Origin of the sequence: Puniceibacterium confluentis (assembly GCF_007923445.1) — a bacterium.
In the GTDB taxonomy this organism is placed as follows: domain Bacteria; phylum Pseudomonadota; class Alphaproteobacteria; order Rhodobacterales; family Rhodobacteraceae; genus Puniceibacterium; species Puniceibacterium confluentis.
This window is the reverse complement of sequence record NZ_VOJI01000012.1, coordinates 103,205-129,352: the sequence shown is the minus strand read 5'-3', so window position 1 is coordinate 129,352 and position 26,148 is coordinate 103,205. Positions and strand designations below refer to the sequence as shown.

Annotated in this window: 27 protein-coding genes and 2 pseudogenes; 20 read left to right on the top strand and 9 right to left on the bottom strand. The window is 64.0% G+C overall.

Annotation, left to right across the window (positions count from 1 at the left end):
• Positions 1-40 precede the first annotated feature (40 nt).
• From iolG to FOY53_RS23445, 7 genes are all read left to right on the top strand, one after another.
• Positions 41-1,033 carry an inositol 2-dehydrogenase gene (gene iolG, locus FOY53_RS14840; RefSeq protein ID WP_146590186.1) on the top strand — a complete coding sequence of 331 codons (993 nt, stop codon included), beginning with the start codon at positions 41-43 and terminating at the stop codon, positions 1,031-1,033.
• Between the two features lie 29 nt (positions 1,034-1,062).
• Positions 1,063-2,148, top strand: a complete 1,086-nt coding sequence (locus FOY53_RS14835) for a Gfo/Idh/MocA family protein (protein WP_146590184.1) — start codon at positions 1,063-1,065, stop codon at positions 2,146-2,148.
• Between the two features lie 169 nt (positions 2,149-2,317).
• A complete protein-coding gene (locus tag FOY53_RS14830) occupies positions 2,318-2,617 on the top strand; it encodes a Dabb family protein (RefSeq protein WP_146590182.1) in 300 nt (99 codons plus the stop codon).
• A gap of 39 nt (positions 2,618-2,656) precedes the next feature.
• Entirely contained in the window at positions 2,657-3,718 is a 1,062-nt protein-coding gene (locus FOY53_RS14825) for a maleylacetate reductase (protein ID WP_146590180.1), read from the top strand.
• A 158-nt stretch (positions 3,719-3,876) separates the two neighbouring features.
• Positions 3,877-4,737, top strand: coding sequence for a dioxygenase family protein (locus tag FOY53_RS14820; RefSeq protein WP_146590178.1), 861 nt, complete (start codon positions 3,877-3,879; stop codon positions 4,735-4,737).
• Positions 4,734-5,567 (top strand): 3-oxoadipate:acetyl-CoA acetyltransferase, encoded by an 834-nt coding sequence (locus FOY53_RS14815; RefSeq protein ID WP_146590176.1) that lies wholly within the window; start codon positions 4,734-4,736, stop codon positions 5,565-5,567. The genes FOY53_RS14820 and FOY53_RS14815 overlap by 4 nt, the downstream gene beginning before the upstream one ends.
• 161 nt (positions 5,568-5,728) lie before the next feature.
• Positions 5,729-5,881, top strand: a complete 153-nt coding sequence (locus FOY53_RS23445) for a hypothetical protein (RefSeq protein ID WP_222435263.1) — start codon at positions 5,729-5,731, stop codon at positions 5,879-5,881.
• 215 nt (positions 5,882-6,096) lie between these two features.
• Here the strand turns inward: FOY53_RS23445 and FOY53_RS23750 are convergent.
• A pseudogene (locus FOY53_RS23750) lies at positions 6,097-6,269 on the bottom strand (transposase); the annotation flags it as partial.
• Between the two features lie 779 nt (positions 6,270-7,048).
• Here FOY53_RS23750 and FOY53_RS14800 point away from each other — a divergent pair.
• Entirely contained in the window at positions 7,049-7,660 is a 612-nt protein-coding gene (locus FOY53_RS14800) for a L,D-transpeptidase (RefSeq protein WP_439332545.1), read from the top strand.
• Positions 7,661-8,142: 482 nt separating this feature from the next.
• Here the strand turns inward: FOY53_RS14800 and FOY53_RS14795 are convergent, their stop codons facing one another.
• From FOY53_RS14795 to FOY53_RS14770, 6 genes are all read right to left on the bottom strand, one after another.
• Positions 8,143-8,496, bottom strand: a complete 354-nt coding sequence (locus tag FOY53_RS14795) for a RidA family protein (protein WP_146590174.1) — start codon at positions 8,494-8,496, stop codon at positions 8,143-8,145.
• 18 nt (positions 8,497-8,514) lie between these two features.
• Positions 8,515-9,249: a DUF3726 domain-containing protein gene (locus tag FOY53_RS14790; protein WP_186766622.1), complete on the bottom strand. Its 735-nt coding sequence runs from the start codon at positions 9,247-9,249 to the stop codon at positions 8,515-8,517.
• The gene (locus FOY53_RS14785; protein WP_246107415.1) at positions 9,246-10,901 is read right to left on the bottom strand and encodes a hypothetical protein; all 1,656 of its coding nucleotides are present in this window, start codon (positions 10,899-10,901) and stop codon (positions 9,246-9,248) included. The genes FOY53_RS14790 and FOY53_RS14785 overlap by 4 nt, the downstream gene beginning before the upstream one ends.
• A gap of 91 nt (positions 10,902-10,992) precedes the next feature.
• A complete protein-coding gene (locus tag FOY53_RS14780) occupies positions 10,993-12,543 on the bottom strand; it encodes a BCCT family transporter (protein WP_146590168.1) in 1,551 nt (516 codons plus the stop codon).
• Between the two features lie 45 nt (positions 12,544-12,588).
• The gene (locus FOY53_RS14775) at positions 12,589-13,602 is read right to left on the bottom strand and encodes a membrane dipeptidase (RefSeq protein ID WP_146590167.1); all 1,014 of its coding nucleotides are present in this window, start codon (positions 13,600-13,602) and stop codon (positions 12,589-12,591) included.
• Positions 13,599-15,044 (bottom strand): aldehyde dehydrogenase family protein, encoded by a 1,446-nt coding sequence (locus FOY53_RS14770; RefSeq protein ID WP_146590165.1) that lies wholly within the window; start codon positions 15,042-15,044, stop codon positions 13,599-13,601. Before FOY53_RS14770 ends, FOY53_RS14775 begins: the two co-directional genes overlap by 4 nt.
• A gap of 93 nt (positions 15,045-15,137) precedes the next feature.
• Between FOY53_RS14770 and FOY53_RS14765 the strand changes: the two genes are divergently transcribed.
• A complete protein-coding gene (locus FOY53_RS14765; protein ID WP_146590163.1) occupies positions 15,138-15,998 on the top strand; it encodes a LysR family transcriptional regulator in 861 nt (286 codons plus the stop codon).
• Between the two features lie 7 nt (positions 15,999-16,005).
• Here FOY53_RS14765 and FOY53_RS24210 read toward each other — a convergent pair.
• Positions 16,006-16,212: pseudogene (locus tag FOY53_RS24210) on the bottom strand (D-Ala-D-Ala carboxypeptidase family metallohydrolase); the annotation flags it as partial.
• 430 nt (positions 16,213-16,642) lie between these two features.
• On the opposite strand from FOY53_RS24210, the gene FOY53_RS14755 reads away from it, so the two are divergent.
• The 11 genes from FOY53_RS14755 to FOY53_RS14705 all read left to right on the top strand — a co-directional run bounded on the left by FOY53_RS14755 (position 16,643) and on the right by FOY53_RS14705 (position 25,163).
• The gene (locus FOY53_RS14755) at positions 16,643-17,725 is read left to right on the top strand and encodes a polyheme membrane-associated cytochrome C (protein WP_146590161.1); all 1,083 of its coding nucleotides are present in this window, start codon (positions 16,643-16,645) and stop codon (positions 17,723-17,725) included.
• 14 nt (positions 17,726-17,739) lie between these two features.
• Positions 17,740-19,014 carry an NADH:ubiquinone reductase (Na(+)-transporting) subunit A gene (locus FOY53_RS14750; RefSeq protein ID WP_146590159.1) on the top strand — a complete coding sequence of 425 codons (1,275 nt, stop codon included), beginning with the start codon at positions 17,740-17,742 and terminating at the stop codon, positions 19,012-19,014.
• Positions 19,011-19,817, top strand: a complete 807-nt coding sequence (locus FOY53_RS14745) for an RnfABCDGE type electron transport complex subunit D (RefSeq protein WP_146590158.1) — start codon at positions 19,011-19,013, stop codon at positions 19,815-19,817. The genes FOY53_RS14750 and FOY53_RS14745 overlap by 4 nt, the downstream gene beginning before the upstream one ends.
• Positions 19,810-20,619: an NADH:ubiquinone reductase (Na(+)-transporting) subunit C gene (gene nqrC, locus FOY53_RS14740; protein ID WP_146590156.1), complete on the top strand. Its 810-nt coding sequence runs from the start codon at positions 19,810-19,812 to the stop codon at positions 20,617-20,619. The genes FOY53_RS14745 and nqrC overlap by 8 nt, the downstream gene beginning before the upstream one ends.
• Positions 20,616-21,278: an NADH:ubiquinone reductase (Na(+)-transporting) subunit D gene (locus FOY53_RS14735; RefSeq protein ID WP_146590154.1), complete on the top strand. Its 663-nt coding sequence runs from the start codon at positions 20,616-20,618 to the stop codon at positions 21,276-21,278. Before nqrC ends, FOY53_RS14735 begins: the two co-directional genes overlap by 4 nt.
• Positions 21,275-21,877 (top strand): NADH:ubiquinone reductase (Na(+)-transporting) subunit E, encoded by a 603-nt coding sequence (gene nqrE / locus FOY53_RS14730; protein WP_146590152.1) that lies wholly within the window; start codon positions 21,275-21,277, stop codon positions 21,875-21,877. Before FOY53_RS14735 ends, nqrE begins: the two co-directional genes overlap by 4 nt.
• Entirely contained in the window at positions 21,874-23,097 is a 1,224-nt protein-coding gene (nqrF, locus tag FOY53_RS14725; protein WP_146590150.1) for an NADH:ubiquinone reductase (Na(+)-transporting) subunit F, read from the top strand. The genes nqrE and nqrF overlap by 4 nt, the downstream gene beginning before the upstream one ends.
• Before the next feature lie 3 nt (positions 23,098-23,100).
• Complete coding sequence (locus FOY53_RS14720) at positions 23,101-24,075, top strand: FAD:protein FMN transferase (protein ID WP_146590148.1); 975 nt, start codon at positions 23,101-23,103, stop codon at positions 24,073-24,075.
• A 168-nt stretch (positions 24,076-24,243) separates the two neighbouring features.
• The gene (locus tag FOY53_RS14715; RefSeq protein WP_146590146.1) at positions 24,244-24,645 is read left to right on the top strand and encodes a CBS domain-containing protein; all 402 of its coding nucleotides are present in this window, start codon (positions 24,244-24,246) and stop codon (positions 24,643-24,645) included.
• A gap of 63 nt (positions 24,646-24,708) precedes the next feature.
• A complete protein-coding gene (locus FOY53_RS14710) occupies positions 24,709-24,912 on the top strand; it encodes a hypothetical protein (protein ID WP_146590144.1) in 204 nt (67 codons plus the stop codon).
• Positions 24,909-25,163 (top strand): hypothetical protein, encoded by a 255-nt coding sequence (locus FOY53_RS14705; RefSeq protein ID WP_146590142.1) that lies wholly within the window; start codon positions 24,909-24,911, stop codon positions 25,161-25,163. The genes FOY53_RS14710 and FOY53_RS14705 overlap by 4 nt, the downstream gene beginning before the upstream one ends.
• 38 nt (positions 25,164-25,201) lie before the next feature.
• Here the strand turns inward: FOY53_RS14705 and FOY53_RS14700 are convergent, their stop codons facing one another.
• Positions 25,202-25,549 (bottom strand): serine integrase family protein, encoded by a 348-nt coding sequence (locus FOY53_RS14700; RefSeq protein WP_186766621.1) that lies wholly within the window; start codon positions 25,547-25,549, stop codon positions 25,202-25,204.
• Between the last annotated feature and the right edge of the window lie 599 nt (positions 25,550-26,148).

Here is a 26,148-nt window from a genome sequence, read left to right as displayed (position 1 = left end):
GGCGCGATGCGCCCTGCGAAACAAGAACGAGGACACGAACATGGTTGGAATTGCAGTTCTGGGGGCCGGTCGTATCGGCAAGATCCACGCGGCGAGCGTCGCGGCGAACCCCAAGGCGACGCTTGTTGCGGTCGCCGACCCCTTTCCCGACGCGGTCGAGCCGCTGGCGAAATCGCTCGGCGTCGAGGCGATGAACGATTGCATGGCGGCCATTTCCCGGCCGGACGTGGACGCCGTCGTCATCGGGACTCCGACCGATACACATGTCCAGTTCCTGCTGAAGGCGGTCGAACTTGGCAAGGCGGTACTCTGCGAAAAGCCGATCGACCTCGACATGGCACAGAGCCAGAGCGCCGCGGCCGAGATCGAGCGCGTCGGTGGCCGCGTGATGCTGGCCTTCAACCGCCGCTTTGACAGCACCTTTGCCGAGATGCGCCGGGCCATCGACGCCGGGCGGATCGGCGAGGTTCGTCAGGTCGTGATCTCGAGCCGCGATCCCGGGCTGGCGCCGCCGTCCTACATCAAGACCTCTGGCGGCATCTTTCGCGACATGACCATTCACGACCTCGACATGGCGCGCTGGCTGCTGGGCGAGGAACCGGTGCTGGTCAGCGCATTCGGCGCCCGCCTGATCGACCCGTCCCTGAGCCAGTACGACGATTTCGATACGGCCATGGTCCTGCTGCAGACCGCCAGCGGCAAACAGGCCCACATCAACAACTGTCGCGAGGCAGTCTACGGCTATGACCAGCGGGTCGAAGTCCTTGGCGCGACGGGGATGCTGACACAGGACAACCTGCGTCCGACCACCATGCGCATCACGACGGCAGAGATCACCGACGGCCGCGAACCTTTGCTGAACTTCTTCCTGGAACGCTACGCCCAGGCATACCGTTCGGAGATGGACGCTTTCATCGACGCGCTTGCCGACAATTCGCCGATGCCCACCACGGTGAACGATGGCGTCATGGCCCTGCGGCTGGCCGAATGCGCGGTCGAATCCGTCCGCACGGGCCGCGCGGTCCCGGTCTGAACAAACATATCAAGGGAGGATACCACACGATGACATATTCCATTGGCCAGGACACAACGCTGGGGATCGCCTGCCTCGGGATCACCCATCCGCACACCTCTGGCCGGGTGAAGGCATTCCAGCGCATGACGAATGCAAAAGTCCTCGGAGCCTATGACGACACGCCGCTGCTGGATCCCTTTGTCGACGCCATGGGGATCGAGAAGCGCAGCAAGGCAGAGATCCTTGCCGATCCGGACGTCCATGCCGTGATGATCCACCCCAAAAGCTATCTGATGGCCGACTGGTCGATCGAGGCGATGGAGGCAGGCAAGGCGGTGCTTTGCGAAAAGCCCGCCGGACGCGGCTCGGTGGATACCCTGCGGCTCGTCGAAGCGGCGGAGCGGACTGGCCAGTTGTTCCAGGTCGGCTATTGCTGGCGCTATGCGCCCTCGGTGGACAGGATGCAGGAAGTCCTGAGCGCGGGGCAGTTGGGCAAGGTGCTTCAGGTCCGCGCCCATGCCGGATGCTCGCATGGCGAGGCGGATACCGATCACATGCGCCAGCCCGGCGACATAGGCGGCGCCTTTTTCGTGATCGGGTGCCACACGATCGACCGGCTTCTGCTTCACTTCGGCATGCCGCGATCCGTCAACGCCCGGATCACCAAGTTCGACGGGATTATGCCCGCCGCCGCCCGCGAGGACGCCGCCGGGGCGATCCTGAACTATGATGACAAGATGATCACCATCGACTTCATGTCCTGGGATCCCTTGCCCTGGACCGAGAACTGGGACATCACCGCCTACGGCACCGAAGGCGTCATGCATTCGCGTCCGATGCCCGCGTCCTACAAGATCTACAGCACCGGCAAACAGGGCCTGCCCGAAGGCTGGACCCACTGGAACGAAACCAGCTTTCCCGAGATCTGGGCGGTTCGCAAGACGGTCTATTCGCCGGAAATCGCCGAGATCGGCAACCCGGTCTACTTTGACCGCGAAGCCTCGGCCTTTGCGAACGCCCTGCGCAGCGGCGCGCCGTCCAATGTACCGGCCCAGCAGGCGCACAACATAAACCTTGTCCTCGAGGCGCTGTTCGCCTCCTCGTCGAAAGGCGGTGCGGAGGTCGTTCTCTGACCCTCCAACCCAGGACACTTCACCGTCGGCGGTCACGGCTGCGTTTGCCCATCCCTGGTCTGACGCATGCAGGAGTGGCCGATTGGCCGGATCCGTTCGCGGCCGTCCCCGATGTCTTTCACTCAGGTCAACAGGTCTGACTTTTCAGTCCGGTGCTTCGGAGCAGAACATGATCAAGCATATCGTAATGTGGAATATGGCGGGCGACGCAGAAGAGGATCGCCGCAAGGCGGCCGAATTCCTGCGATCGCGCTTTGAGGCCCTGCGCGGCAATGTGCCGGGGCTCATCCATCTCGAGGTGGGGTTTGACCACAGCCGCGTCGACTATGCCTGCGACGTTGTGCTTTATACAGAGTTCGAGAGCCAGGCGGCGCTGGACGCCTATGCAACCCATCCCGCCCATCTCCGGGTAAAGGACGAGTTGGGGCAGAGCCGCATCGCGCGATTTCAGGTCGATTACGCGCTATGACCGGCGGAAACGTTGGATGGACCAGCTAGGAATGCACGCATGAAAGACTTCATTTACACGGCGCTGCCTGCACGGGTCATGTTTGGTGCGGGGAAACTTGCTTCGGTCCGCGAAGAGGTCGAGGCGATCGGTGCAACCCGGGCTCTGGTGCTCTGCACCCCGCAGCAACGGGCGCAGGCCGAGCAGGTTGCCGACCTTCTGGGGGCCCGCTTTGCCGGACTCCATGACGGCGCCGAAATGCATGTGCCCATCGAGAGCGCCCGCAAGGCCCGCGAAATCGCGGCGGAACTGAAGGCGGATTGCGCGGTGGCCATTGGCGGCGGCTCGACCATCGGCCTTGGCAAGGCCATTGCCCTGGAAGCGCCTGTTCCGATCATCGCAATTCCCACCACCTACGCCGGGTCCGAGATGACTCCCGTCTACGGCATTACCGAAAACGGTCTGAAGAAGACCGGCAAGGACGCGCGCGTCCTGCCACGCTCGGTGATTTACGACCCGGATCTGACCATGACCCTGCCGCTGGGGATGTCACTCGTCAGCGGCATGAACGCCATCGCCCACGCCGCGGAAGGTCTATATGCCAAGGATGGCAATCCCGTGATGTCGCTGATGGCCGAGGAGGGGATCCGCGCCCTGGCGAAAGGCATGTCGGTGCTGGCCGGTGCGCCCGACAACAGGAATGCCCGTTCAAGCTGCCTCTACGGGGCCTGGCTTTGCGGAACGGTGCTGGGTCATGTGGGGATGTCGCTGCATCACAAGCTTTGCCACACGCTCGGCGGCAGTTTCAACCTGCCCCATGCCGAAACGCACACCATCGTGCTGCCGCATGCGTTGGCCTACAACAGCATTGCCGCCCCCGAAGCCATGGCGCGGATCGCGGCGGCAATCGACGCGGAGGACGCGCCGGTCGGCCTGTACAGGATGGCGCAAAAGCTCGGCGTCCCGACGGCGCTGTGCGACCTTGGCGTAAAGCAGACCGACCTGGACCGCGCCTGCGAGATCGCGCTTGCCAACCCATACTGGAACCCGCGCCCGATCGAGGCCGCGCCGTTGCGCGCCCTGCTGCAGCGCGCTTGGGAAGGCGCCGAACCGCAGCCCTGACAATGCGTGATGCGGAAGATCTGCCCGGGACGGCAAAGGTTTCAACACCGACTGCATTCGATCCCGCGCCACCAAAGATGTATTCTGCCGATCCTGACCCGACACGCCGGGTAGCGCGCGTGACCTTGCCTGCCAATAACGCTGAGGATGTCCTAGACATGAATGACAAAAGCTATTTTTCCGAGGAACATTCCGATGAAATCGTGAATGCCCGAATGGGCGATGACACGAATCCGCGCCTCAGGACGGTCATGGCGAGTCTGGTCAGGCACCTGCATGCCTTTGCCAAGGATGTCGAATTGCGCCAGGACGAATGGGATGTCGCCATCGATTTCCTCACCAGAACCGGCCAGATCTGCACCGATGAGCGACAGGAATTCATCCTGCTGTCCGACGTGCTGGGGCTTTCGATGCTGACTGACGCGATCAACAACCGCCGACCGGATGGCGCGACGGAAAATACGGTGTTCGGCCCTTTCCACGTCGCCAACGCGCCGATCCGCGAAATGGGCGCCTCGATCAATCTCGACGGCAAGGGCGAAAGCTGCCTGTTCGAAGGGCGCGTGATCGACACGCAGGGAATGCCGATCACGGGCGCATGTGTCGACGTCTGGTCCGACGATGCCGACGGCTTTTATGACGTCCAGAAGCCGGGCAAGATACCGAAGTGGAACAATCGTGGCCGCTTCATCACCGGCCCTGACGGCACCTACAGCTTTGTCGGCATCAAGCCGGTCAGCTACCCGATCCCGGACGACGGTCCGGTCGGCCGTATGCTGGGCAAGCTCGGACGACATCCGTTTCGTCCGGCCCACCTGCACTTCATGGTGACGGCACCCGGCCACGATACGATCGTGACCCATACCTTCGTGGCCGAAGATTCGTACCTGTCGGATGACACGGTCTTTGGAGTGAAAGAGACGCTGATTGCACCGTTCGAGCATGTTCGGGGCGATACCGAATGGCGCTCACCCTTCGATTTCGTGATGGTCCCGGCGGGCGGAGCGACACGCAAATGACAGACCCTGCAATCATCTGCGTCGCGATCACGGGCTCATTGCCGCAGAAATCCAACAATCCGGCAGTTCCGATCACGATCCCGGAACAGATCGAGTCGACCCAGGAGGCATTCGAGGCAGGAGCGACCATTGCGCACTGCCACGTCCGCAACGCCGACGGCTCGCCGACATCGGACCCTGAGAAGTTCTCCGGACTGCTGGAAGGGCTGCGCCAGCATTGCCCCGGCATGATCGTGCAGCTTTCGACCGGCGGGCGCTCGGGGGCGGGCCGCGAACGCGGCGGCATGTTGTCGCTGCGCCCCGACATGGCCTCGCTTGCGGTCGGATCGAACAATTTCCCGACCCGCGTCTATGAGAACAGCCCTGATCTCGTCGACTGGCTGGCCGAGGAGATGGTCGCGCAGGGTGTAAAGCCGGAGATCGAAGCCTTCGATCTCAGCCACATCTTCCAGGCGGCGCGGATGGTGGCCGACGGACGCCTTCCGGCCGCGCCGCACGTTCAGTTCGTGATGGGGGTGCAGAACGCCATGCCCGTCGACCGCGAGGCGTTCGAGTTCATGGTGCGGACCACAACGCGACTGATGCCGAAGGCGACCTGGTGCGCCGCCGGAATCGGTCGCCACCAGGCGACGCTGAACGAATGGTGCGCCGAATTGGGCGGGCATTGCCGCACCGGCCTGGAAGACAACATGCGTCTCGACAAGGATACGCTTGCGCCGTCGAATGCGGCGCTGGTCCGGCAATGTGTCGGCATCATCGAAAGATACGGGCGCCGCGCTGCGACCATCGCCGAGGCCCGGGCGCTGCTGGACCTGCCGACGCCCGGCTGAAACGGGAACCCGCGACGTCGCCAAGACGGATTTCCATCAGGGCCCGGCGCGGTGTTGCAACAACGCCGGATGCCCGCCTGCCGCGTGCGCTTGGTCGCCCGCGGGACAGGCGCCGCAGGCTGGAGCGTGGCGACATCACCACCACCGCCGATCTCGCCAAAGTGGAAGGCATCTCCGACCGCCATGTCAGCCGCGTGTTGCGGCTGGTGTTGCGGCACGAGACCATGATGCGGTCGATCCTCGACCTCTGCGGCGTCGCGGTGCTGCCGTGGGCCGGGCGGGCGGGGCAGGGGGGAGCAATTGACGCTCGGTGAAAGCTGGCCTGAAAGCGCGTGGCGGTCAGCGACACGTGGGCGTCCAGCGGCGGGGCAGTTCGCACGCCTTCGGTTCGCGTGAAAAGTGATTGAGCCGCATGAGGTACCAACCGGGCCGCCGTTCGTCGGCACCAGCCAGTTCGTTGCGCGAGATATCGAAGGGTGTGCGTTCCCAGCCAGCCCTGCTTTCCCATGCGCCAACGCGCGTTCCTCCCGTCCGGCGGGGCACGCCATGGCGCGCCGGTCCCGACGATCCAGAAAATCCCGTCGCGGACAAGGCGGAGGTTGGTCGGTCTGCGCCCGTTCGGTGCGCGGACAGCCGGGATGAAGTGTTCAAGATCACCCACTCCACGTCCGGCATCAGGTCTCGTGCCAGGTCGGGCTCCATCACAGGTATCAGCCTGAATCACGGTCAGAGGTCAGCAGGAACCGCCTTTTGTCCGCAAGACCCAGCCTGGCCGAATGTCGAGCGGGCCGTGGACAGATGCAGAGAATGGCGTGATCATCGCGGATTGCTTCGCGATGCGGTCTGCGGACTTTGTGAACCAGTTCCCTGACACGGTCGCGCACAATCGCGTTCTTCAGATCCAGATCGACCGCAACAGCAGTTCGATTGAGTTCAAGCTCTGGAACATCCGCGCGGTTCTCGGGGCCCTGGGAGAGGACTGGCCTCCGGCTACAATCTCGGGCCAGACTACCTGCGCACACTGGAAGATGCGGTGGCGCGTTGGCTGGAACTCAACACTTACAGGGCATCATACGCCGCGCTGCCTGTCGCAATCATGCGGTCCGCCGTGTCCCGAGAGGCCTTTGAAGGCGCACCTAAACATTGTATTGTAAGCCGGGACAAGGAACCATTTCCCGGCCCACGTGGTTGCACTGGTAACGAGCGGTGTCCGCGTGCCTGAAAGGCGTATCGCGCTTGGGCCGGGTCACGTCACGAGCAGACCAACCCGTAGTCGAAGTTGCGGACATCACAACCTGTTTGACCGACCTTCCGTTCGACGGAACCGCAAAGAGCTTGTCAAGGCTCACTCAAGGCACTTGGGACTGTGTCCCATACATCCATCACGAACGGAGCATTTGATGTCCAGACCGACCCCCCGAGCCACCGCCGCCACATCGAGCGCACTGCCCTTGCGGCGCATCCCGGGCATGGCTTCGCCGATGCTGACACGCCGCCACGCCCTGACCCTTGGTGCGGCGGCGCTGTCCCTGGGCATGGTGGGAGAGGGGGCGGCCCATGAGCAGGGCGTCGCACCGCCAGAGGCCGGGCTTCTGCCGATGGAGCCCAGACTCGTGACGTTGGATGCCGGGGTGCCGGCTGGCGAGATCCATGTCGTTCCCGACCGTTTCGAGCTTTACTGGACGATGCCGGATGCGCAGGCCTGGCTGTACAAGATCCGTGTCGGAAGAGAAGGTCTGTATGAATCCGGCAGGTTTTACGTCGGAGCGAAAAAGGAATGGCCGTCCTGGACCCCGACCCCGGACATGATCGCGCGCGAGCCGGAAAAATACGAACAGCACAAGGACGGGATGGAGGGCGGCCCGAACAATCCGCTGGGCGCGCGGGCCCTGTATCTGTTCCAGGAGGGACGGGGCGACACCTTCCTGAGGATCCACGGCACCAACGATCCCTCGACAATCGGACGCGCAGTGTCGAACGGATGCGCCGGTCTGACCAACGACCATATCCGCCACCTGTATGACCGCGTCCCGCTGGAATCGACGGTATTTCTTTACCCCAAGACGAACGCCGACACCGTTACCGAAAGCTGAGGGCAGCGCGAAGGCGCCTGTCGCGTTTCGGAAACACCCGGCATCGGGTGTCGCAGCCTTTCGGACGTCTTCAAGTGCTTTGCAGGGTTGGATCGTCGCGGCCATGCGCAGAAGGCGGGCTTTGAATAGTCGCGCAGTTCATCTTGGCTGCAATGAGCGACCGGCCCATACCTGCCGTTCGCATCGAGCTCGGCTGACGTCCGCGGCTGCCGGCACTTGGTGGGCTGCGGAAGTGGAATTTTCTCGGCAGGTATTGCAAGGTTTTCGCTCGTGACCGTCCGGCTTGCGTAAATGTATCCGGCCTCTGATCAGTCAGCCGCTTTTGGCGACAAGGCCTTGATGACACCCGCCCAGAAAGTCCCGCCCGGAAACTGAAGATGGCCGCGTAAATTCTACGACCGGGCCCCCGCAAAAATGGGGGGATTCCCATTCCTGCCGTCAGGGCGCCGATTCCATCTGCGGCCGCTCCGGCCGGTGCTGCCCTAATACGGAGCGCGAGCGACCGCGATCATTTCAACGCGCATCCCCGGGCGCGCAAGAGCCACGCCGCAGGTGGCGCGAGCCGGTGGGTTGGCCGGATCGACCCATGCATCCCAGACAGCGTTCATGCCTTGAAAATCAGCCATATCGCTGAGCCAGACCTGAATCGAAGCGATATCGGCCTTGCTGCCACCCAGTTCGGCCATCACCGCATCGACGTTGTCCAACACCTCGCGGGTCTGTGCGGCGATATCGCCCGCCAGATCGTCAGGTATCTGCCCTGCCAGGAATACAATGTCGCCAATGCGGACCGCCTCGCTCATGCGGGCTCCCGGATTCAATCTTTGGAGGGTCATACGAGTTCGTTCCTTCTTTCAGTCGTTGTCACCAACCGCAGCGCCGGCACCGGCGCGCGAGGCTTCGGACGCCGGCACCGTGGTGCGCAGCGCGAAGGCATTAAGGCCGCTCAGGGTTGCCGAAGGCACAAAAAGCGGTGCGCCCGGCTGCATCGAGTCATCCGGAGCGGCGCCATGGACGGACAACTCGGCGTCCAGCCGGGTCTCTGTCGCGAGCATCCCGGCTGCGCTGGAAACCCCGCCTTCCGCGGTCAGCAGCACGGTGCCGCGAGGCCAGTCGAGTTGCACGCAGCCGCCCTGCACGCTGGCAAGGTTAGCCAGGAACGGCAGCAGCAGGACGGGATGACTGACCGGACCGATCCGCAGGGCGGTTTCATCCATCGCCGTTTCCGGCAGGCCCGCATGGTCGCACAGAGCCGAGCCAAGGGCGATGGGGCAGAGACAGCCGCCGTCCGCCGCCTGAAAGCGCCCCGGCGCAACGACGGGACATATCTCGTGCCAGTCGCGGTCCATCGCATCCCTGAGTTGCGCCAACAGGACGCCGGGTCCATCCAGCCCGCGCATCGCCAGCCAGGCCGCGGCATAGCCGGCCTCCTCGGCAAGCCCCCAGCTCATGCCGGCACCTCGGGCGGCCTTGAGACACAGCTGCTCGATCTCGTTCTGCGACAGGCGCGCGCTGTTGCCCGAGGGCACCGGCGAGCCCGACCGGGTCGGGTCGTTGGGTTCCAAGTCCTGATGATGCGCAGTGGTCATGTCCAGCCTCCTGGGGTCACGTCGGAAGGATAGGGCAGCCCCTGAAACAGGCTGATGCGCACCCATTTGTCGGACCGGGGATCGAAGCGGCTGGCGCCGAAGAACGCCAGCTTGCAGCGCATCAGGTCGATGGGCAGCATCGTTTCAGAGATCAGGTTGTCGTGCACCTCGGCATAGGGGTGCCCGCGCACGATCTGCGCTCGCCGCGCCATGAAGCGATGCTCGGGGCGGGCGAGCAGGAACGCGGCCAGCGGTGCATCATCCGGCCAGTCGGCCAGCGCCGAATGCAGTTCTCGCGCCAGCCGCGCGATGCACAGCGGCTGCTCCAGCGTGGCGCCGTCCTCCTCGAACCGGTTGCCCAGCCGCGGTTCCAGCTTTTCCTCGGAAACATACCAGAACCGCGCGGAGTTTTCCGGCCGGTCGAAGTCTGTGGCCAGCGCCCAGTCGTAGTGCTCTGCAAGGCTGGCGGAAAGCGCCGCCACCTTCATCGCACCATCGAGCCGGAACGAGGCCCTTTCGTCCGCCGTCATGCAGTCGGCCAGCCCGTCGACAAGATCGCCATGGGGCTCGAGCATCAGTGCCAGCAGCGCTTCCTGTCCTTCCAGCGACAGCTCGGACTCCCCCCAGTGCCAGAGCGCGTCCCAGGGCCTGTTCGCACCGGTCTCGGGCCAGTCCGCGATCCGGTTGGCAAGACGGGAAAGATCATGGCGCAGCGCGTCGAGCTTCTCGATCTGAATCGGGTGGGTCGAATGCCAAAGCTCGGCGTTCTCCCGGGCTTCCACGAGGGCCGCGCGGAACCCCGCTACGGTCTGGGGATCCGCAGTGTCCTGCGATCGGACGCGTGCAATGGCTTCTTCGCGCGCCATCATCCAGTTGTTCAGCAACACCGGGTGACGCACCAGGAACGGCGCCATGCCGAGCCCGGTGGAATTGCCGACACCCAGTCCCTGCCTGATGGCGGGATCAAGGCGCACCGCCTTTGCGCCACCGCGAACGGCGGCCAGATGTTCGGCGATGTCCACGGTGAATTGCCGCGTCAGCCAAACCGAGAGCATCTCTGCCTGGAAGGGTGCGCTGAGTTCCGGCCGGTCGGCGATGGCCGCGCGGTCGGCCGCACCGAACTTGCCCGAGCCGTAGACGGCCGTGGTCCGCATCAGGTATCCGACGGCCTCGACCTCGGCGACGTCGGGCTGCAGGCCCTCGGCCAGCCGCTCGATGACATGCGCGAAGAGTCGTACCGAGCGGTTGGCGCGGCTGAGCGACAGTTCGCGCGGGCTGATACGGCCGGCCTCCTGCAACGGCACATTGGCCTGAAGGCGGTCAAGGTCAGCGGTCGTGGGTTCACCGTCAAAAAGCGTAAAGGTCGCATCCCAGGCCGTGGCGATCACGCGGTCCGAGCGCATCTCGTCAGGCAGGTCATGGGCGAAAGCCACCAGGCAGTAGGTGCGATCGGGCCCTGCGGCGCGATAGACGGCGCGTCCGACGCCCTTGTCGTCAATCTCCCAGACCGGGCGGTCGAACGTCCAGCCTTCGCGGGTCACCCGGCGCAGCAGATTTCGCAGAAAGGACAGACGTGTCGGATGCGCGCTTCCCATCCGCGCCAGGCGCATCACCTGCGATGGCGGACGGCGGAAGGCGGCGGCCTCGGGCATTGGGGTCAGGGAAGCGCAATTCATGGTATCCTCGCGGTCTTGGTGTCATGGCGCGGGCGGTGTCGTTCCGCCCGCGCCATTTGACATGCGATCAGGCCTTCTTGCCCAGCATCAAGGTGATGCGCAGAGCGTCCCAAAGCGAGGGCAGCAATACCAGAGAAACCGGCACGGCAGTGACCACAATGAAGCTTTGGAGCTTGCCGATCCCTCCCGATCCGGTCGAGATCAGGATCAGCGCCATGACGCCCATTGCCAGCCCCCAGAAGGCGCGCAGCGCGGGCGAGGGGTTGTCGTCGGACATGGAGGTCGCGATGACATAGCTCATCGAGTCGCTGGTGGTGGCCACGAAGATCATCGTCAGCACCAGGAACAGCAGTGACAGCAGGAAGCCCATCGGCAGCGCCTGAGTGGTAGCCAGCAATCCGGCCGGCAGGTTGAAGCCTTCGAAGGGACCCGAGATCACGCCGGGGGTCATCTGTTCCAGCGCGATGCCGGTGCCGCCGATGATGGTGAACCAGAAGTTGGTCACGATGGGCGCCACGATCGACAGCATCAGGATGATCGAGCGGATCGAACGGCCCCGGCTGACGCGTGCGATGAAGATCGCCATCAGCGGCCCGTAGCCCATGAACCAGCCCCAGAAGAACACGGTCCACCAGCCCAGCCAGCCCGGCTCGCCGAAGAGGCCCGACTCGCCACGGTAAAGCGCCATGTCGAAGAAGTTCGACAGGTAGAGGCCCATGCCACCGGCAAAGCCGTCGAAGATGAAGAAGGTCGGACCGGCGACGAGCATGAAGGCCAGCAGCACGAAGGCCAGGATCACGTTGATCTTGGACAGCATCTGGATGCCCTTGGACAGACCGGAAATGGCCGAGACGGTGTAGAGGCTCGCCAGCGCGAGGATCACCACGGTCTGTGTGGCGAAGGTGTCGGGGATGCCGAAGAGCGCGTTGAGGCCATAGGACATCTGCAGGCCCAGGAAGCCGATCGGGCCAACGGTGCCCGCGACCACCGCGATGATGCACGAGGCATCCGCGATCAGCCCGATGGGGCCATGGATCGCCCGGTCGCCGAACACCGGATAGAGCAGCGTGCGTGGTGCCAGCGGCAGGCCCTTGTCATAGTGGTAATGCATCAGCATCACCGTGGTCAGCGAGCCGAGGATGGCCCAGGCCAGAAAGCCCCAGTGCAGGAAGCTCTGCGCCAGCGCGGCATGGGCCTGCGCCTGCGGGTCGGCGCTCAGATCGCCAAACAGCGGCGGGGTCGAGAGGTAATGCGCGATCGGCTCGCCGGCGGCCCAGAAGACGCCGCCGCCCGCCAGAAGCGTGCACATGATCATCGAGCCCCACTGGAACATCGTGAATTCCGGTGTGGCGAGGTTGCCCATGCGGGTCCCGGCGCCGGGCAGGACGCAAAGCACCAGCCCGATCACGAAGGTGGCCAGCAGCAGCACCTGCCAGTAGAGGCCGAAGTACTTGGCCGAGATGTTGAAGCCCCAGTCGACCATACGTGACAGCAGGTCGATGTCGAAGAGCGCCAGCGCGCAGAACAGCGCGATGAAGCCTCCCGTGATGGCGAACAGGGGCTTGTCCACCCGCCCAAGGCCGGCAGATAACCTGCCGGTTTCAGTTGTGTCAGTCATTGATTTTCCTCCCAGAAACGAAATCCCCGCCCACCGCGGGGCAGGTCATTCGGCAGCGCGTGCGCCGATCTCGTCGGTCCCGCGAACCGCGCCGAAACTTGTCTCGAAAAACCGCAGCCAGTTTCCTCCCATGACTGCGTCCGTGTTCGCATCGCTCATCCCGGCGGCGCGCAGGCCGGCCCGGATGGTCCCGAAATCGCGGTTGTCGGCGAACCATCCAGGCATGTCCGGAAACCCGGGCGCCGCGGCGCTGCCCTCGCCAAAATCGATCCGCTTGGTCCAGCGGCCGACGCGCATCCATTCCACGATGCTGTCGGGCTGGTCCTGGCAGAGGTCGGTGCCGATCCCGACATGGGACGGCCCCATCAGGTCAGCGGTCCGCACGATCATGTCGCAGAAGTCCTGCAGCCTGCAGGCGCTGCCGCCCTTCAGGTGATGCGGATAGACCGAAAAGCCCAGCATCCCGCCGCTCTCGCCCAAAGCCTTCAGCACGGTGTCGGACTTGTTGCGCCGTGCCGCGTGCCAGCTGGCCGGGTTGGCGTGGGTGATCGCGATGGGGCGGGTCGAATGCTCGATCGCCTCCAGCGTCGAACGCTCGCCGGAATGGCTCATGTCGACCACCAGGCCCACCCGGTTCATCTCGGTCACCACCTCGCGACCCATGCGTGTCAGGCCGGTGTCTTTGTCCTCGTAGCAGCCCGAGGCCAGAAGCGACTGGTTGTTGTAGGTCAGCTGCATGAAGCGCAGGCCCAGCGTGTGCAGGATCTCGACCAGGCCGATGTCGTCCTCCATGCAGGACGGGTTCTGCGAGCCGAAAAAGATCGCGGTGCGACCCGTCTCTTGCGCCAGCGTCACGTCCGCGGCGGTGCGGCCCTGGAAGATCAGGTCGGAATACTGCTCGAACCAACGGTTCCAGCGTTCGATCTGCAGCACGGTTTCGCGGAAGGTCTCGTGATAGGTGATGGTGACATGCACCGCGTCCACGCCGCCCGCGCGCATCTGGCGGAAGATCTTCTCCGACCAGTTGGCGTATTGCAGCCCGTCGATCAGCGCGCTCATGCCGGCTCGCCTGCCGCGACATAGGCGGTCTTCACGGTGGTGTAGAACTCGGCGGCATAGGTGCCCTGTTCGCGCGGACCGTAGGACGACGCTCCGCGTCCGCCGAAGGGGACATGATAATCGGTACCCGCCGTCGGCAGGTTCACCATCACGCACCCGGCGCGCATGTTGGCACGAAAATGGCTGGCACGGGCGAGGCTGCGGGTCATGATCCCGGCTGTCAGGCCGAAATCGGTATCATTGGCGATGGCCAGCGCCTCGTCGTAGCCGCCGGCCTTGATCACGCAGGTGATCGGGGCGAACATCTCTTCGCGATTGACGCGCATGTCGTTGCGCGTGCCCGCAAAGACCGCCGGGGCCATATAGTAGCCCTCGGTCGCGCGCTCCAGCCGCGTGCCGCCGGTCAGCAGTTCGGCACCGTCACGCTTGCCGATCTCGATGTATTCAAGGTTCTGCGTCAGCTGCGCCTGGCTGACGACGGGGCCGAGTTGGGTGCCCGCGTCCAGCGCGTGACCGACCTTCAGCGCCTCGGCCGCCTTCACCAGCTTTTCGACAAAGGCATCGTGGATCGCTTCGTGCACGATCAGCCGCGAGGCCGCGGTGCATTTCTGGCCCGTCGCCCCGAAGGCGGCACCCGAGGCGCAGGCAACCGCCAGATCGAGATCGGCGTCGTCCATGATGACCATGGGGTTTTTCGACCCCATCTCCATCTGCAGCTTGGTCATGTTCTGAATCGCCGAGGCGGCAATGCCGCGGCCCACGGGGACGGAGCCGGTAAAGCTGATCGCCGCCACGTCGCGGCTCTCCACCAGACGCTGGCCGACATCGCGGCCCGGACCGGCGACGAGGTTGAAGAGGCCCGCCGGAATATCCTGCCTGGCGATGATCTCGGTCAGGGCAACCGCGCTGGCCGGGGTCAGGTTGGCGGGTTTCCAGACCACCGCATTGCCGAAGGCGAGTGCGGGCGCGATCTTCCATGCAGGAGTCGCCACGGGAAAGTTCCAGGGGCTGATGATCGCCACCACGCCCACCGGCTCGCGGCGCACGTCGATCTCCACTCCGGGACGGACGCTTTCGGCCAGTTCGCCCTGATTGCGCAGGCATTCAGCGGCGTAATAGGTAAAGAACTGCCCGGCGCGGTAAACCTCGCCTTTGCCTTCGGCCAGCGGCTTGCCTTCCTCGCGCGCCACGATCCGTCCGATTTCCTCGGCCCGTGCCATCAACTCGGTGCCGATAGCCATCAGCACATCGTGGCGCTTCTGAATGCCTGCGGCCCACCATGCCTTTTGCGCCTTGCGCGCGGCGGCGAGCGCGGCGTCCAGCTGGTCCGCGCCGGCCTGAGCATAGGTGCCGATCAGATCCGACAGATCCGAAGGGTTACGGTTTTCGATCTCGCCTGCGCCGGTTTCCCAGCGGCCATCGATATAGAGTCCGGTCTGCATAGCTCATCCTCGTCTTGCTTGACATCCGTCCTAGACGAGGCGAGGCATTTCAGGCAATCTTGAATATCTGAAGGTAATTTCAGGAAAATTGAAATGGCGATCAAACTGGAGATGTTGCGCACCTTTCGGATCGTCGCCGAGCAAGGATCGCTCACGGCGGCGGCGTCCCTCCTTGCCCGCACGCCTTCGGCCGTGTCGATGACGCTCGCGCAACTGGAGGACCACATCGGTGCACCCTTGTTCGAAACCGATCGAAAGAACCGGCTCACGGCGCTGGGCCAGCTCGTGCTGGAGGAAAGCAGCCGCGTCACGGACGCTTTCACGCGCAGCGTCGAGGCAATCGGACGGCACGCGATCTCGACAGCGGGCACCGTCCGCATCGCCGCGGTGCCGTCGGCGACCGTCACGGTCTTGCCGGGGGTCATCGCCGCGTTCCGCCGCATCCGACCGGACGTAAGGCTTGAAATCAGCGACGTGGACAGTGCGGCCGTACGCCGACGGGTCAAGCTCGACGCCGCCGACATCGGCATCCTGTCCGCAGCGACCGGCGACCCTGCAGACGGCAATGTCATCCTGCAGGACGACCTCGGCATTGTCTGTCGGAAGGATGGCCCGATCTCGCTTGCAGCGGCAGCAAAAAGAACGGTTTCGTGGACCTTGCTCGAGCGGGAACCGATCATTGCAAACCCACTCTGCCATCTGGTGGACCATTCCAGCGTGCAACGACTGCTGGAGGCGTGCAATCTCGAGGCCCGCAACACGACCGCGCTGCTGTCCTTCGTGCGCGCCGGTCTCGGAGCCACGATCCTGCCGCGCAGCGCCATTCAACACCAGCCCGACGAATTGGCCTTTGTCATGCCGCAGGATCCAACGAGCCAACGCCAATTGCGCAAGATCCGGTCAGAAGATCGCCACTTGGGTCCGGCAGCCGAGGCATTCTGGGCCTCCCTTTAGTCAGGACAAAGCCAAGCATGCCCACTGCTCGTGCCGCCGCCTCGACGGCCACCGGGCCGTGGTTCGTCATGGCGATGTCGAAGGCGGTGCCGTCGAGGTGCTTGGACCGCGTCGCTCCACCGACGGCTCGGTCATGCTCGGGTCTGCGACAGGCGGAGCGGACGATCAGCGGTTTGCCCAACCGGTCGCGCAGCGCCTGAAGCTTGTCGAGGGCGGCCAGGGACCGAATATTTTGAACGTCCGATATGGGTTCCCTCTACTGAATGCCACTCGCATCGCAGTGTTGACTAAGGGTCCACGGGAAACCGCGACTTTAAAACCCTGGCAAGCTATTCACCAAATCGGCGCAGTCAGGAGGTCCGGAGATTATCAGCCCTGAGCGACGGCTTCCTGGTCTCAAAGCGTCCGGGCCGGTGCCCAGCCACACCCGTATGACCTTCGAAAGCGATGCAAGATCCGGCCGCAGCCAGATCGCGAGAATGCTTTTCCTGGAGATAATGGCGGAGGGGATGGACCTGCGGTCGACCCTTCTCTTGTTGATGCCGCGCCATGGGCTGGTCACGAGTTGACCTGGATCAACACCAACATCACTCCGAGGCGCATATTGATAATGAGAAACTTGTGTTCGCGCGGAGGTTGGTCTGATGCAACGAAGCATCCATGTCTGGGTTGGCTCTGCCGTGTCGCTGCTGGTTATCGGAGCAGCGCTGGCACAGACAAAGCCAACCCCCGATGAAATCACGGAGGCGTGGAATTCCTCGCCGCACGCAAATTCTGAGGCAGAGGCGTTCCGACATTGGGATGCCGAGGGTGAGATCCCGGGGGAGTGCGCAGTTTGCCATTCGACGACCGGCATCCTGGACTATTTGGCAAGCTCTCCGGCCTCGGCGGGGGTGATTGATCACCCGGAACCAATCGGCACCACGGTGGAATGCGCAGCCTGCCATAATCCGGGGGCCGAAAGCCTGCGGGACGTGATCTTTCCCAGCGGCCAGGTCGTCAACATGTCTGACGGATCGGCGATCTGCACCGTCTGCCATCAGGGTCGAACCTCTGCCGAGACTGTCGGAGCGGCGCTCGGGGGGCTCGCCGATGATCAGGTTTCCGCCGGGATCGCCTTCATCAACATCCACTACGCGGCGGCGGCCGCGACGCAACTTGGCGGGGTGGCAAGGGGCGGATACGAATACGTCGGCCAAAGCTACGCCGGTGCCTTTGGGCATGTCCAGGACTTCGGCACTTGTGTCAGCTGCCATGGGGCGCATGAGACAAAGGTCGTGCTGGAAAGCTGCACAGGCTGCCACTCCGGCGTGACGGATTTCCGTGCCATCCGGACAACACCGCTCGACATCCTTGGGACCGGCGACGCCAGCGCCGGGATTGCGGTCGTCATCGACGAGCTCCGTGCCCGGCTGAGCGCCGCGATCATGACCTATGCAACCGAGGTCGGCGGCGGCGCCATCGTCTATTCGGACGCGGCCTATCCGTATTTCTTCAACGATCTCAACGCCAACGGCGCGGTCGATGAAGGTGAGGCGGCCTTTCCCAACCGGTATCAGAGCTGGACGCCGCGCCTGTTGCGCGCCGCGTACAATTATCAATTCGCCAGCAAGGACCCTGGGGCCTTTGCGCACAACCCGCACTACACAGTTCAGTTGCTGATCGACAGCCTGTCAGACCTTGCCAAGGTCTCTTCGGTGGACGTGACCGGGCTGGCGCGGCCATAGGGGGAACGGGTTCCGTGGAGTTCAGGTTTCGCAAGGGGCGCGACATCGACCTGGGTCTGGCTCCCGCCAGCACGCCTGTCGTTTTGCGCGCCGTGCGCTCGGTCGGACTGGTGGCGCGGGATTTTCCGGGGGTGAGCTTTGATCTGCGGGTCGGGGAGGGTGATCTGGTCCGCCGTGGCCAGGTCCTGTGCGTAGATCGGCTTCATCCTGACATTGCCTTTGTCGCCGGCGCGGCGGGTCGGATCAGTCAGACCCGCCATGGCGCGCGTCGACGGATCGAAGGTATCGAAATTGCGACGGAAGGCGACGAGGAAAGCCAGTTTTCGGTGGAACCGGCGCGGACAGATGATGCTGCGCTGCGCGCTTTGCTGCTGCGAAGCGGCGCCTGGGTTGCCTTTCGCAGCCGCCCGTTCGGTCGCGTCCCGGCTCCTGCGGACCGCCCGTCGGCGATTTTCGTGACCGCCACCGACACCAATCCGCTTGCGCCCGTTCCGGCAGTTGTTCTTGCACCGAAGCTGGACAGTTTCCGGCGCGGCGCGGAGGTATTGCAGCGACTGACCGATGGGCCGGTCTTCATTTGTCAGGCCCCTGGACCGCCGCTGGCGGAACCCGGCGAAAGGTTGCGCGTCGCGCGGTTTTCCGGGCCGCATCCCGCGGGGCTTGCGGGCACCCATATTCATCACCTCTGGCCGGTCTCGAGCCAAAGATCGGTCTGGCAGATCGGCTATCAGGACGTTGCCGCGATCGGTGACCTGCTGGCCGTCGGTCGGATCACCGCGGAGCGGACGCTGTCCGTGGCCGGACCGGGCGTCAGCGAACCAGCATTGGTTCGCGCGCCGCTTGGATCAGACCTGCGCGATCTTTTGGGAGAGAAGCGTTCGGACAAGGACACCTCCGCGACCAGGCTGATTTCGGGTTCGATCCTGTCGGGCCGCGAGGCGCGATTTCTTGGGCGCCAAGACCTGCAGGTGACGGTCCTGAAGAAGCGCGAGGAGGCAGTGCCAGCGCGCGCACTGCTCTGGGGGCTCCTGGCCAGGCTGCCACGTGCCGCAATTGGCGCGACACTGCCGTCAGAGGGTTTCGAACGGGTCTTCCCGCTCGACCTTCTGCCGACACCCCTGATGCGCGCACTTGCGGTCGGAGACGTCGAAACCACCGAGCGGCTTGGCGGTCTGGAACTGCTTGAGGAGGACCTGGCGCTGCTGAGCTGGCGCTGCCCCTCGGGCAGCGATTACGGTGCGCTGTTGCGGCATGTTCTCGACGGTCTGGATGAAGAGCGTGCCGCATGAGCCAGTCAGAGCCCCTTCTTCCGTGCTTCTGGAAAGACAATCGTCTGACTGCCGTCTGGGCTGTCGCCGCTCTTGCTCCCGTGGTCGCAGCAGTCGCGGAACGCAGTTTCGCTCTGCTTGTGCCTCTGGTCCTCGTCCTCGGTCTCGCTGGCCTGTGGCAAGTGGCCTTTGCGCGCCTTCGAAACCGTGTGATGGGCTGGGACGGAATCGTGACCGCAATGATCTTTGTTCTGCTGGTCCCGGTCACGGCGCCGCTCTGGCAACTGGGGCTTTCCCTGTCCTTCGGGCTGGTGATGGGCGATCTGGTCTTTGGCGGACGTGGCCGTGGGTTCCTGAGCCCGGCGACCGTCGGCCTGGCCTTCCTGCTGTTTTCATTTCCGGAGGGCGGGGCAGCTGAGCCCGGCATGGCAACGACGCTTGCTGCCGTGGGAAGCGGTGCGGTGCTGCTGGCCGCCAGCGTCCTGTCGTGGCGGGTCGTTGCCGGATTTTTCATCGCGATGGCCGCACTGGCCGTCCCATGGGCAATGCCCGACGAGTGGCCCGCACTGCCAGGCGCAACCCTGATACTTGGATTGGTGTTTCTGATCGGCGATCCGGTGGCGGCCGCCTGCACCAATGCCGGGCGCTGGGCCTATGGCCTGCTTGCGGGCGCTCTGGTCTTGCTGTTCGGGCACGAGGGCGGCGGGATCCTGTCGTCCATGGTCTTTGCCGCCCTGCTGGCCAGTATCTTTGCGCCGCTGATAGATCAGGTCGTTATCTGGGCCAATATCCGGCGACGGGCGCGGAGGCGGTGTGATGTCTGACCGCATGCCGTTCGCGCTGTGGCGCCGCTTCCTTGCCCTGCCCAACGACAGCCGGACCAAGACGCTGGGCGTGGCCTTCCTTGTGGCGCTGGTATCGGCGAGCACCGTTTCGCTGACCTCGGTGGTACTGAAACCGCGCCAGCAGGCTCATCTTGAGGCCGCGCGCGAGGCCAAGCTGGCAGCGATGATCGCAACACTTCCGGGCCTTGCCGACACCTTGCGCGAAACCGGGGCGGAAACTCTCGAGACAGTTGTCGTCGATCTGGCAAGCGGTCGGATTGCCGAGGAGACCACGCCTGACAGCTATGACTTTCTTGCCGCCCAGGGCGACCCGGCGCAGACGATTGACCTGACGCCGGAACAGGATCTTGCCGGAATCGGCCGCCGCCCGCACCTTGCGCCGGCCTATCTGCTGCGCGGCAGGGACGGTCTGGCGCTGGTGGTTCTGCCGGTCTACGGGACCGGCTATCAATCGACGATCCGCGCCTATCTCGCCCTGTCTGCCGATCTGAACACGATCGCGGGCCTCAGCATCTATGAACAGGGCGAAACGCCGGGCCTTGGGTCACGGATCACCGATCCCGTGTGGCAAGCCCTGTGGACGGACCGGCAGGCCGTCGACCCATCGGGGGAAGTCGTCATCAGCGTGGTGCGCGGCAGCGCCAGCGGCCCGTCAGAAGTTGACGGGATATCGGGTGCCACGCAGTCCAGTACCGGGGTCGCGCGCCTTGTCCGGTTCTGGCTCGGTCCCGATGGCTTCGGCCCGTTCCTCGACAACCTCCGGTCAGGAGAGAGCCCATGACCGGCAAGAAGCTTCACTATCTGACCGCGCCGCTGATCGACAACAACCCGGTCACCCTGCAGATCCTCGGTATCTGTTCGGCGCTTGCCGTAACCACAACGATGGCTACGGCCCTGACGATGAGTCTGGCCCTGACCGTGGTGCTGACGGCAGCGAGTGCTGCGATCAGCCTGATCCGCCGTCATCTGCCGACGTCGATCCGGCTGGTCGTGCAGATCACCATCATCGCCTCGCTCGTGATTGTCGCCGATCAGTTCCTGCGCGCCTACGCCTTCGAGATGAGCCAGCGGTTGTCGGTTTTTGTCGGGCTGATCGTGACCAACTGCATCGTCCTTAGCCGTGCCGAGACCTTCGCGATGCGCAATCCGGTCTGGCCGAGCATTCTGGACGGTCTTGGCAACGGGCTTGGCTACAGCCTCGTGCTGATGATCGTCGCCGCGATCCGCGAAGGCCTGGGGACGGGCGCGGTTTTCGGCGTGCAGGTGCTGCGGCCGGTCTCTGATGGTGGCTGGTTCCAGCCCCTTGGCTTCATGCTGCTCGCACCAAGCGCCTTCTTCATCATCGGCCTTTTGATCTGGGCTATCCGCACGCGGCGCACGGCGCAGGTCGAACCTGACGAATTCCCGATCCGCGATCTGGCAGGCGGGGAAAGGTCATGAGCGAATTGTTCTGGCGATCAGTGCTCCAGGAGAACCTCGCGCTGTCGTTCTTTCTTGGCATCTGCACCTTTCTTGCGGTGTCAAAGCGCGTTGAGACGGCACTGGGCCTCGGACTTGCGATGATCGTGGTGCAGGGCATCACGGTTCCTGTCAACCACATGATTTTCAATGGCCTTCTGGTCGAAGGGGCCTGGGGGTGGGCCGGGTTGCCTGAGGTTGATCTGACCTACCTGAAACTGATCTGCTTTATCGGCGTCATCGCCGCCATTGTTCAGATCCTTGAAATGGCGCTGGACCGATATGCGCCGAGGCTGCACCGGAACCTCGGGATATTCCTGCCGTTGATCACGGTGAATTGTGCGGTCCTCGGTGGCAGCCTGTTCATGGTTGACCGCCGGTACAGCCTGCCCGAAAGCATTGTCTATGGCTTGGGCAGCGGTGTCGGCTGGGCGCTGGCAATCGTCGCCTTCGCGGCGATCCGGGAACGCCTGCGCTATGCCGATATCCCCGAGGGCCTGCGCGGACTCGGGATCGCGTTCATCGTGACGGGTCTGATGTCGATGGGTTTCTCGGCCTTTGTCGGTGTGGGCCAGCCATGAGCGAGGTTGTTCTTGGCAGTGCCGTGTTCATCCTCATCGTGCTGGTGCTGTCCGGCCTGGTTCTGCTTGCGCGGACAATCCTGCTGCCCTCGGGGCCGGTCACCATTCGCATAAACGACCGGAAAGACATCAGGGCACGTGCAAGCGACAGGCTTCTGACGGCTCTTGCGGACAATGGGATCGCCGTTCCGTCGTCCTGTGGCGGAATTGGCACCTGCGGACAGTGCCGGGTGCAGATAACCGATGGCAGTCGTCCGCCGCTGCCGACCGAAGCCGCCCTTCTGTCGCGCGCCGAGATCGCATCGGACCTGCGGCTGGCCTGTCAGACAACCTTACGCTCGGACATGTCGGTCACACTGCCTGAAAGCATGCTGGCGGCGCATTCCTGGGATTGCACGGTGGTCTCAAGCCGGACCATCGCCCCGATCATCCGCGAAATCGTCCTGGCACCGACCGGCGACGAACCCTTCACCTTCACCCCGGGCGCCTTTGTGCAGATCGAAGCCCCGAGATACGAGTTGAGCTTCGCCGACTACGAGATTGGCGCCGAGCATCGCGCCGCCTGGGAACAGCAGGGGCTCGGCGCGCTGCGGGCGCGCAGCAAGGGCGGCGTATCGCGCGCTTATTCCATCGCCAACAACGCGGTTGCGGACGCAGGCCGTATCGTCCTGTTGGTCCGGCTTGCCTTGCCGCCACCCGATGCCCCGGATGCGCCGCCCGGCGTCGTTTCCTCCTGGCTGTTTGGCCTGCGCGCGGGCGACAAAATCAGTGTCACCGGCTCTTTCAGCAGCTTCGCGGCACAGGAAAGCGAGCGGGAAATGATATTCATCGGCGGCGGAGTCGGCATGGCCCCGCTGCGTGCGATCATCACGGATCAGCTTGAGCGCAGGAACACCACCCGCAAGATGAGCTTCTGGTACGGCGCGCGCAGCCGTGTGGACCTGTTCTATGAAGACGAGTTCGAGCGGCTGGAGGCGAGACACCCCAACTTCCGCTGGACCGTTGCGCTTTCAGATCCCGGACCCGATGACGACTGGCGGGGCGAGACCGGCTTTGTCCACGAGGTCGCGCTGCGCGGGGGGCTGGAAGCGCATCCAGCCCCGCATGACTGCGAATACTATCTTTGCGGCCCGCCGATGATGATCAAGGCGGTCCTTGCCATGCTTGATGATCTGGGTGTCGGACGCGACCGGATCTTCAACGATGATTTTGGAGGCTAGGCGATGATCCTGACACGGCGCGGATTTCTGGCGGGCAGCGGGGCGGCGCTTTGTGCAACGGCTCTTCAGGCAACAACTCCGGACCTGTTGCAGATCGAAGGCCCGGCGTTCGGCGCACGCTGGCGGGTGCGGGCTGCCATGGGAACGGATGCGGCGGCAGTCGCCCGGGCCATGATGCGCGTCATCGAAACCATCGACGCGGCGATGTCGCCGTTTCGCGCCGGATCGGAAATCTCGGCCTTCAACCGCGCCGAAACGACGGACTGGTTGCCGCTTTCACCCGTAGCGCTCACGACAGTCGCCGAGGCGCACCGCATCGCGGCACAGACGCAGGGCGCCTTTGATCCGACATTTGGCGGTCTGACCGGGCGCTACGGTTTCGGGCCGATCACCGGGACACCTGAAGGCGCGTTTCAGGACCTTGCGCTGGGCAGCGATTGCGCAAGAAAGGCCCATGCGCGGCAAACGCTGGACCTGTGCGGCATTGCCAAGGGCCATGCGCTTGACCAATGCGCCGAAGCACTGCGGTCGCGCGGGCTTGAGACTTTCTTCATCGAACTGGGCGGCGAGGTTACGGCAAGCGGACTGAAACCTGACACATCCCCATGGCGCGCGGCCATCGAACGTCCCCTGTCCGGCCCGTCGGCATCCCATTGTGTTGTTTCGCTGCGGAGTGAGGCCCTCGCGACATCAGGCGATCTGATCAACAGCTATGTCCTTGCCGGACACCGCTACAGCCATATCATCGACCCGAGGCGCATGGCGCCCTCTGACAGTGCGTTGGCCTCGGTCTCGGTCTTTGCGCCTCGGGCGATCACGGCGGATGCGCTGGCGACCGCGCTATTCGCAATGGGACCCGAAAACGGACCGGCATTTGCCGAACAGGCGGCTGTTGATGCGTTGTTCCTTTCGCGAGACGGGACGGGTCTGCGCGAAGTCATGACAGGCCGGTTCGCGGACCGGATCGTTGTGGGGTGAAGTGGTGATGGCACTGTTCCTGATCACGTTCGGATTGATCGTGCTTGCGATTGCGGGGCTTTCGGTCGGGGCGATCTTCGGTCGTGCGCCGCTCAGGGGGTCGTGCGGCGGGGTGTCCTGCATTCCGGGCGCGGATTGCGCTGCCTGTGCGAGAAAAGGTGACAAGGCATGACTGATCGACCCCGCATTTCGGATTACATGGCAAGCGATCTGATCCTGCTCAAGCCCGACATGGAAATCCTGCATGCCATGAGGACCCTGCTGGAAAAGCGGCTTTCCGGAGCATCGGTCATCGACGCGGATGGTCGTCTTGTCGGCGTCCTGTCCAAGAAAGACTGCCTGCGTGCCGCGCTGAACGGCGCCTATTATCAGGAATGGGGCGGTCAGGTCTCGGCCTATATGAGCACCGACGTCGTGACGCTTGACGCTGATCTAGACCTTGTCGCGGCTGCAGAACGCTTCCTTGTCAGCGAATACCGCAGGTTTCCGGTCCTGCGCGATGGCGAACTTGTCGGGCAGATCAGCCGTGCCGATGTGCTGCGTGCTTTGGTCGATAACTGGTCAGCCTAAGCGGCGGAATTGCAAGGGACACGATCCTCGGCGGTGCGGCCAGTGACCGGATCGCCGGGTCTGATGGAGATCACATTGTCATCGGCGGTACCGATGATAACAGTCCTGGCGGCGGTACAGGGCGCGGCAGATTTCCTGGCGGTGCAGGCAACGACAGTATCGGGAGGTGAAGGCGACGATGTGCTCATCGGAAGCGTCGGAAACGCTTCCCTCAACGGTGGCGCCGGGAATGAGACAATGACCGGCGGTGTGTCACCGATCAATTGATCTTCACCGAATTCAAACTCTCTGACGTCGATCTGATCACTGGTTTCGAAAATGACCTCGACTCAGTCCGCATGACCGGGATCGTGAACGGGCCGGGGTCGGGGCTTCAGGGTCGGGTCGATGCGCTGAACATCACCGATGCCGTGATCGACGGACAAGCGGGGGTGACGATGACCTATGACGGTCATGTCATCCATGTGTTCGGCGTCAGCGCCACGGATCTGGGGATCGAGGATTTCGTGTTCGTCTGACGGCGGAAAGCTCAAATCGCCAGAACGCAGCAACCTGCTCAGCCGGACCGATCCACCCTCACCAGCAGGTTGCGCAGGCTGGACACAAGCCAGCTGCCGCCACGACGGGTCAGGATGCCCCGACTGTTGAGGGCGGCGGCAGTGGCCCGGAGGGTGGTCTGGCCGTCGTGCTGCAGTTCCGCGACCACTGCCGCAGCATCAGCCACATGTCGGCCGGCATTCCGCGTCGCGGCCTGCCTGATCGCCTCTCCGCCCTTGCCAGCGCGGTGCAGGGTAGGGGCGCCATTGGGATTGCCCGGCCTGACCCCACATGCACCGGCGGCCGCCAGTGCCTCCCCGGTGCGCCGGGAGATGGCTTCGCGCTCCTGCCGGGCGACCAGCGCCATGATGCCAACGGTGAAGTCGCTGGCCTCGAGCCCGCAATCAACGCCACCTGCGCCGCGCCGTGCGTCGGCGCGTTGTTGGCGTGGGGAATGAGGTCAGAGACGGACACCAGACGGATCACCGTGGCACCAGGTGGTGCGGTTCCGGCCGTTGATTCCGCTGATATTCTGACAACCGTGCTCCCAACTCGAATTGGATGCTCTTGCAAGACAACTCTGTCAGGGTAGGTAAGGCATTGTAATCATGCTAAAAAGAAGCGCTAAGTGTCAACTGCCGAGATTTGGCATGGACAACAGTCATGGCGCGAGCGCGAGCGCGCCGAAGACCGAAGCTGGCAGATGTGCGTGAAACGGCTCACGCCCTTCTGCCGCCCGTGGTCTGAACAGGCAAAGTTGCCGCCAGCGAAATTGCCCGCACACCGAGGCACTGTTGTTGCCCTGGGGCGCTGAAGACTCGCTGCGCCCTGTTAGGCGTTGCGGCTGCAGGAGCCCAGGGTCCGACCTGCGCCGCACTGCGCTGGAACGCACTGAGTGCGGAGTTTTCATTCTTGCGACAAATGATGTTCATTCCGGCGCAGAGGTCGATCGGATGACAGAATCAG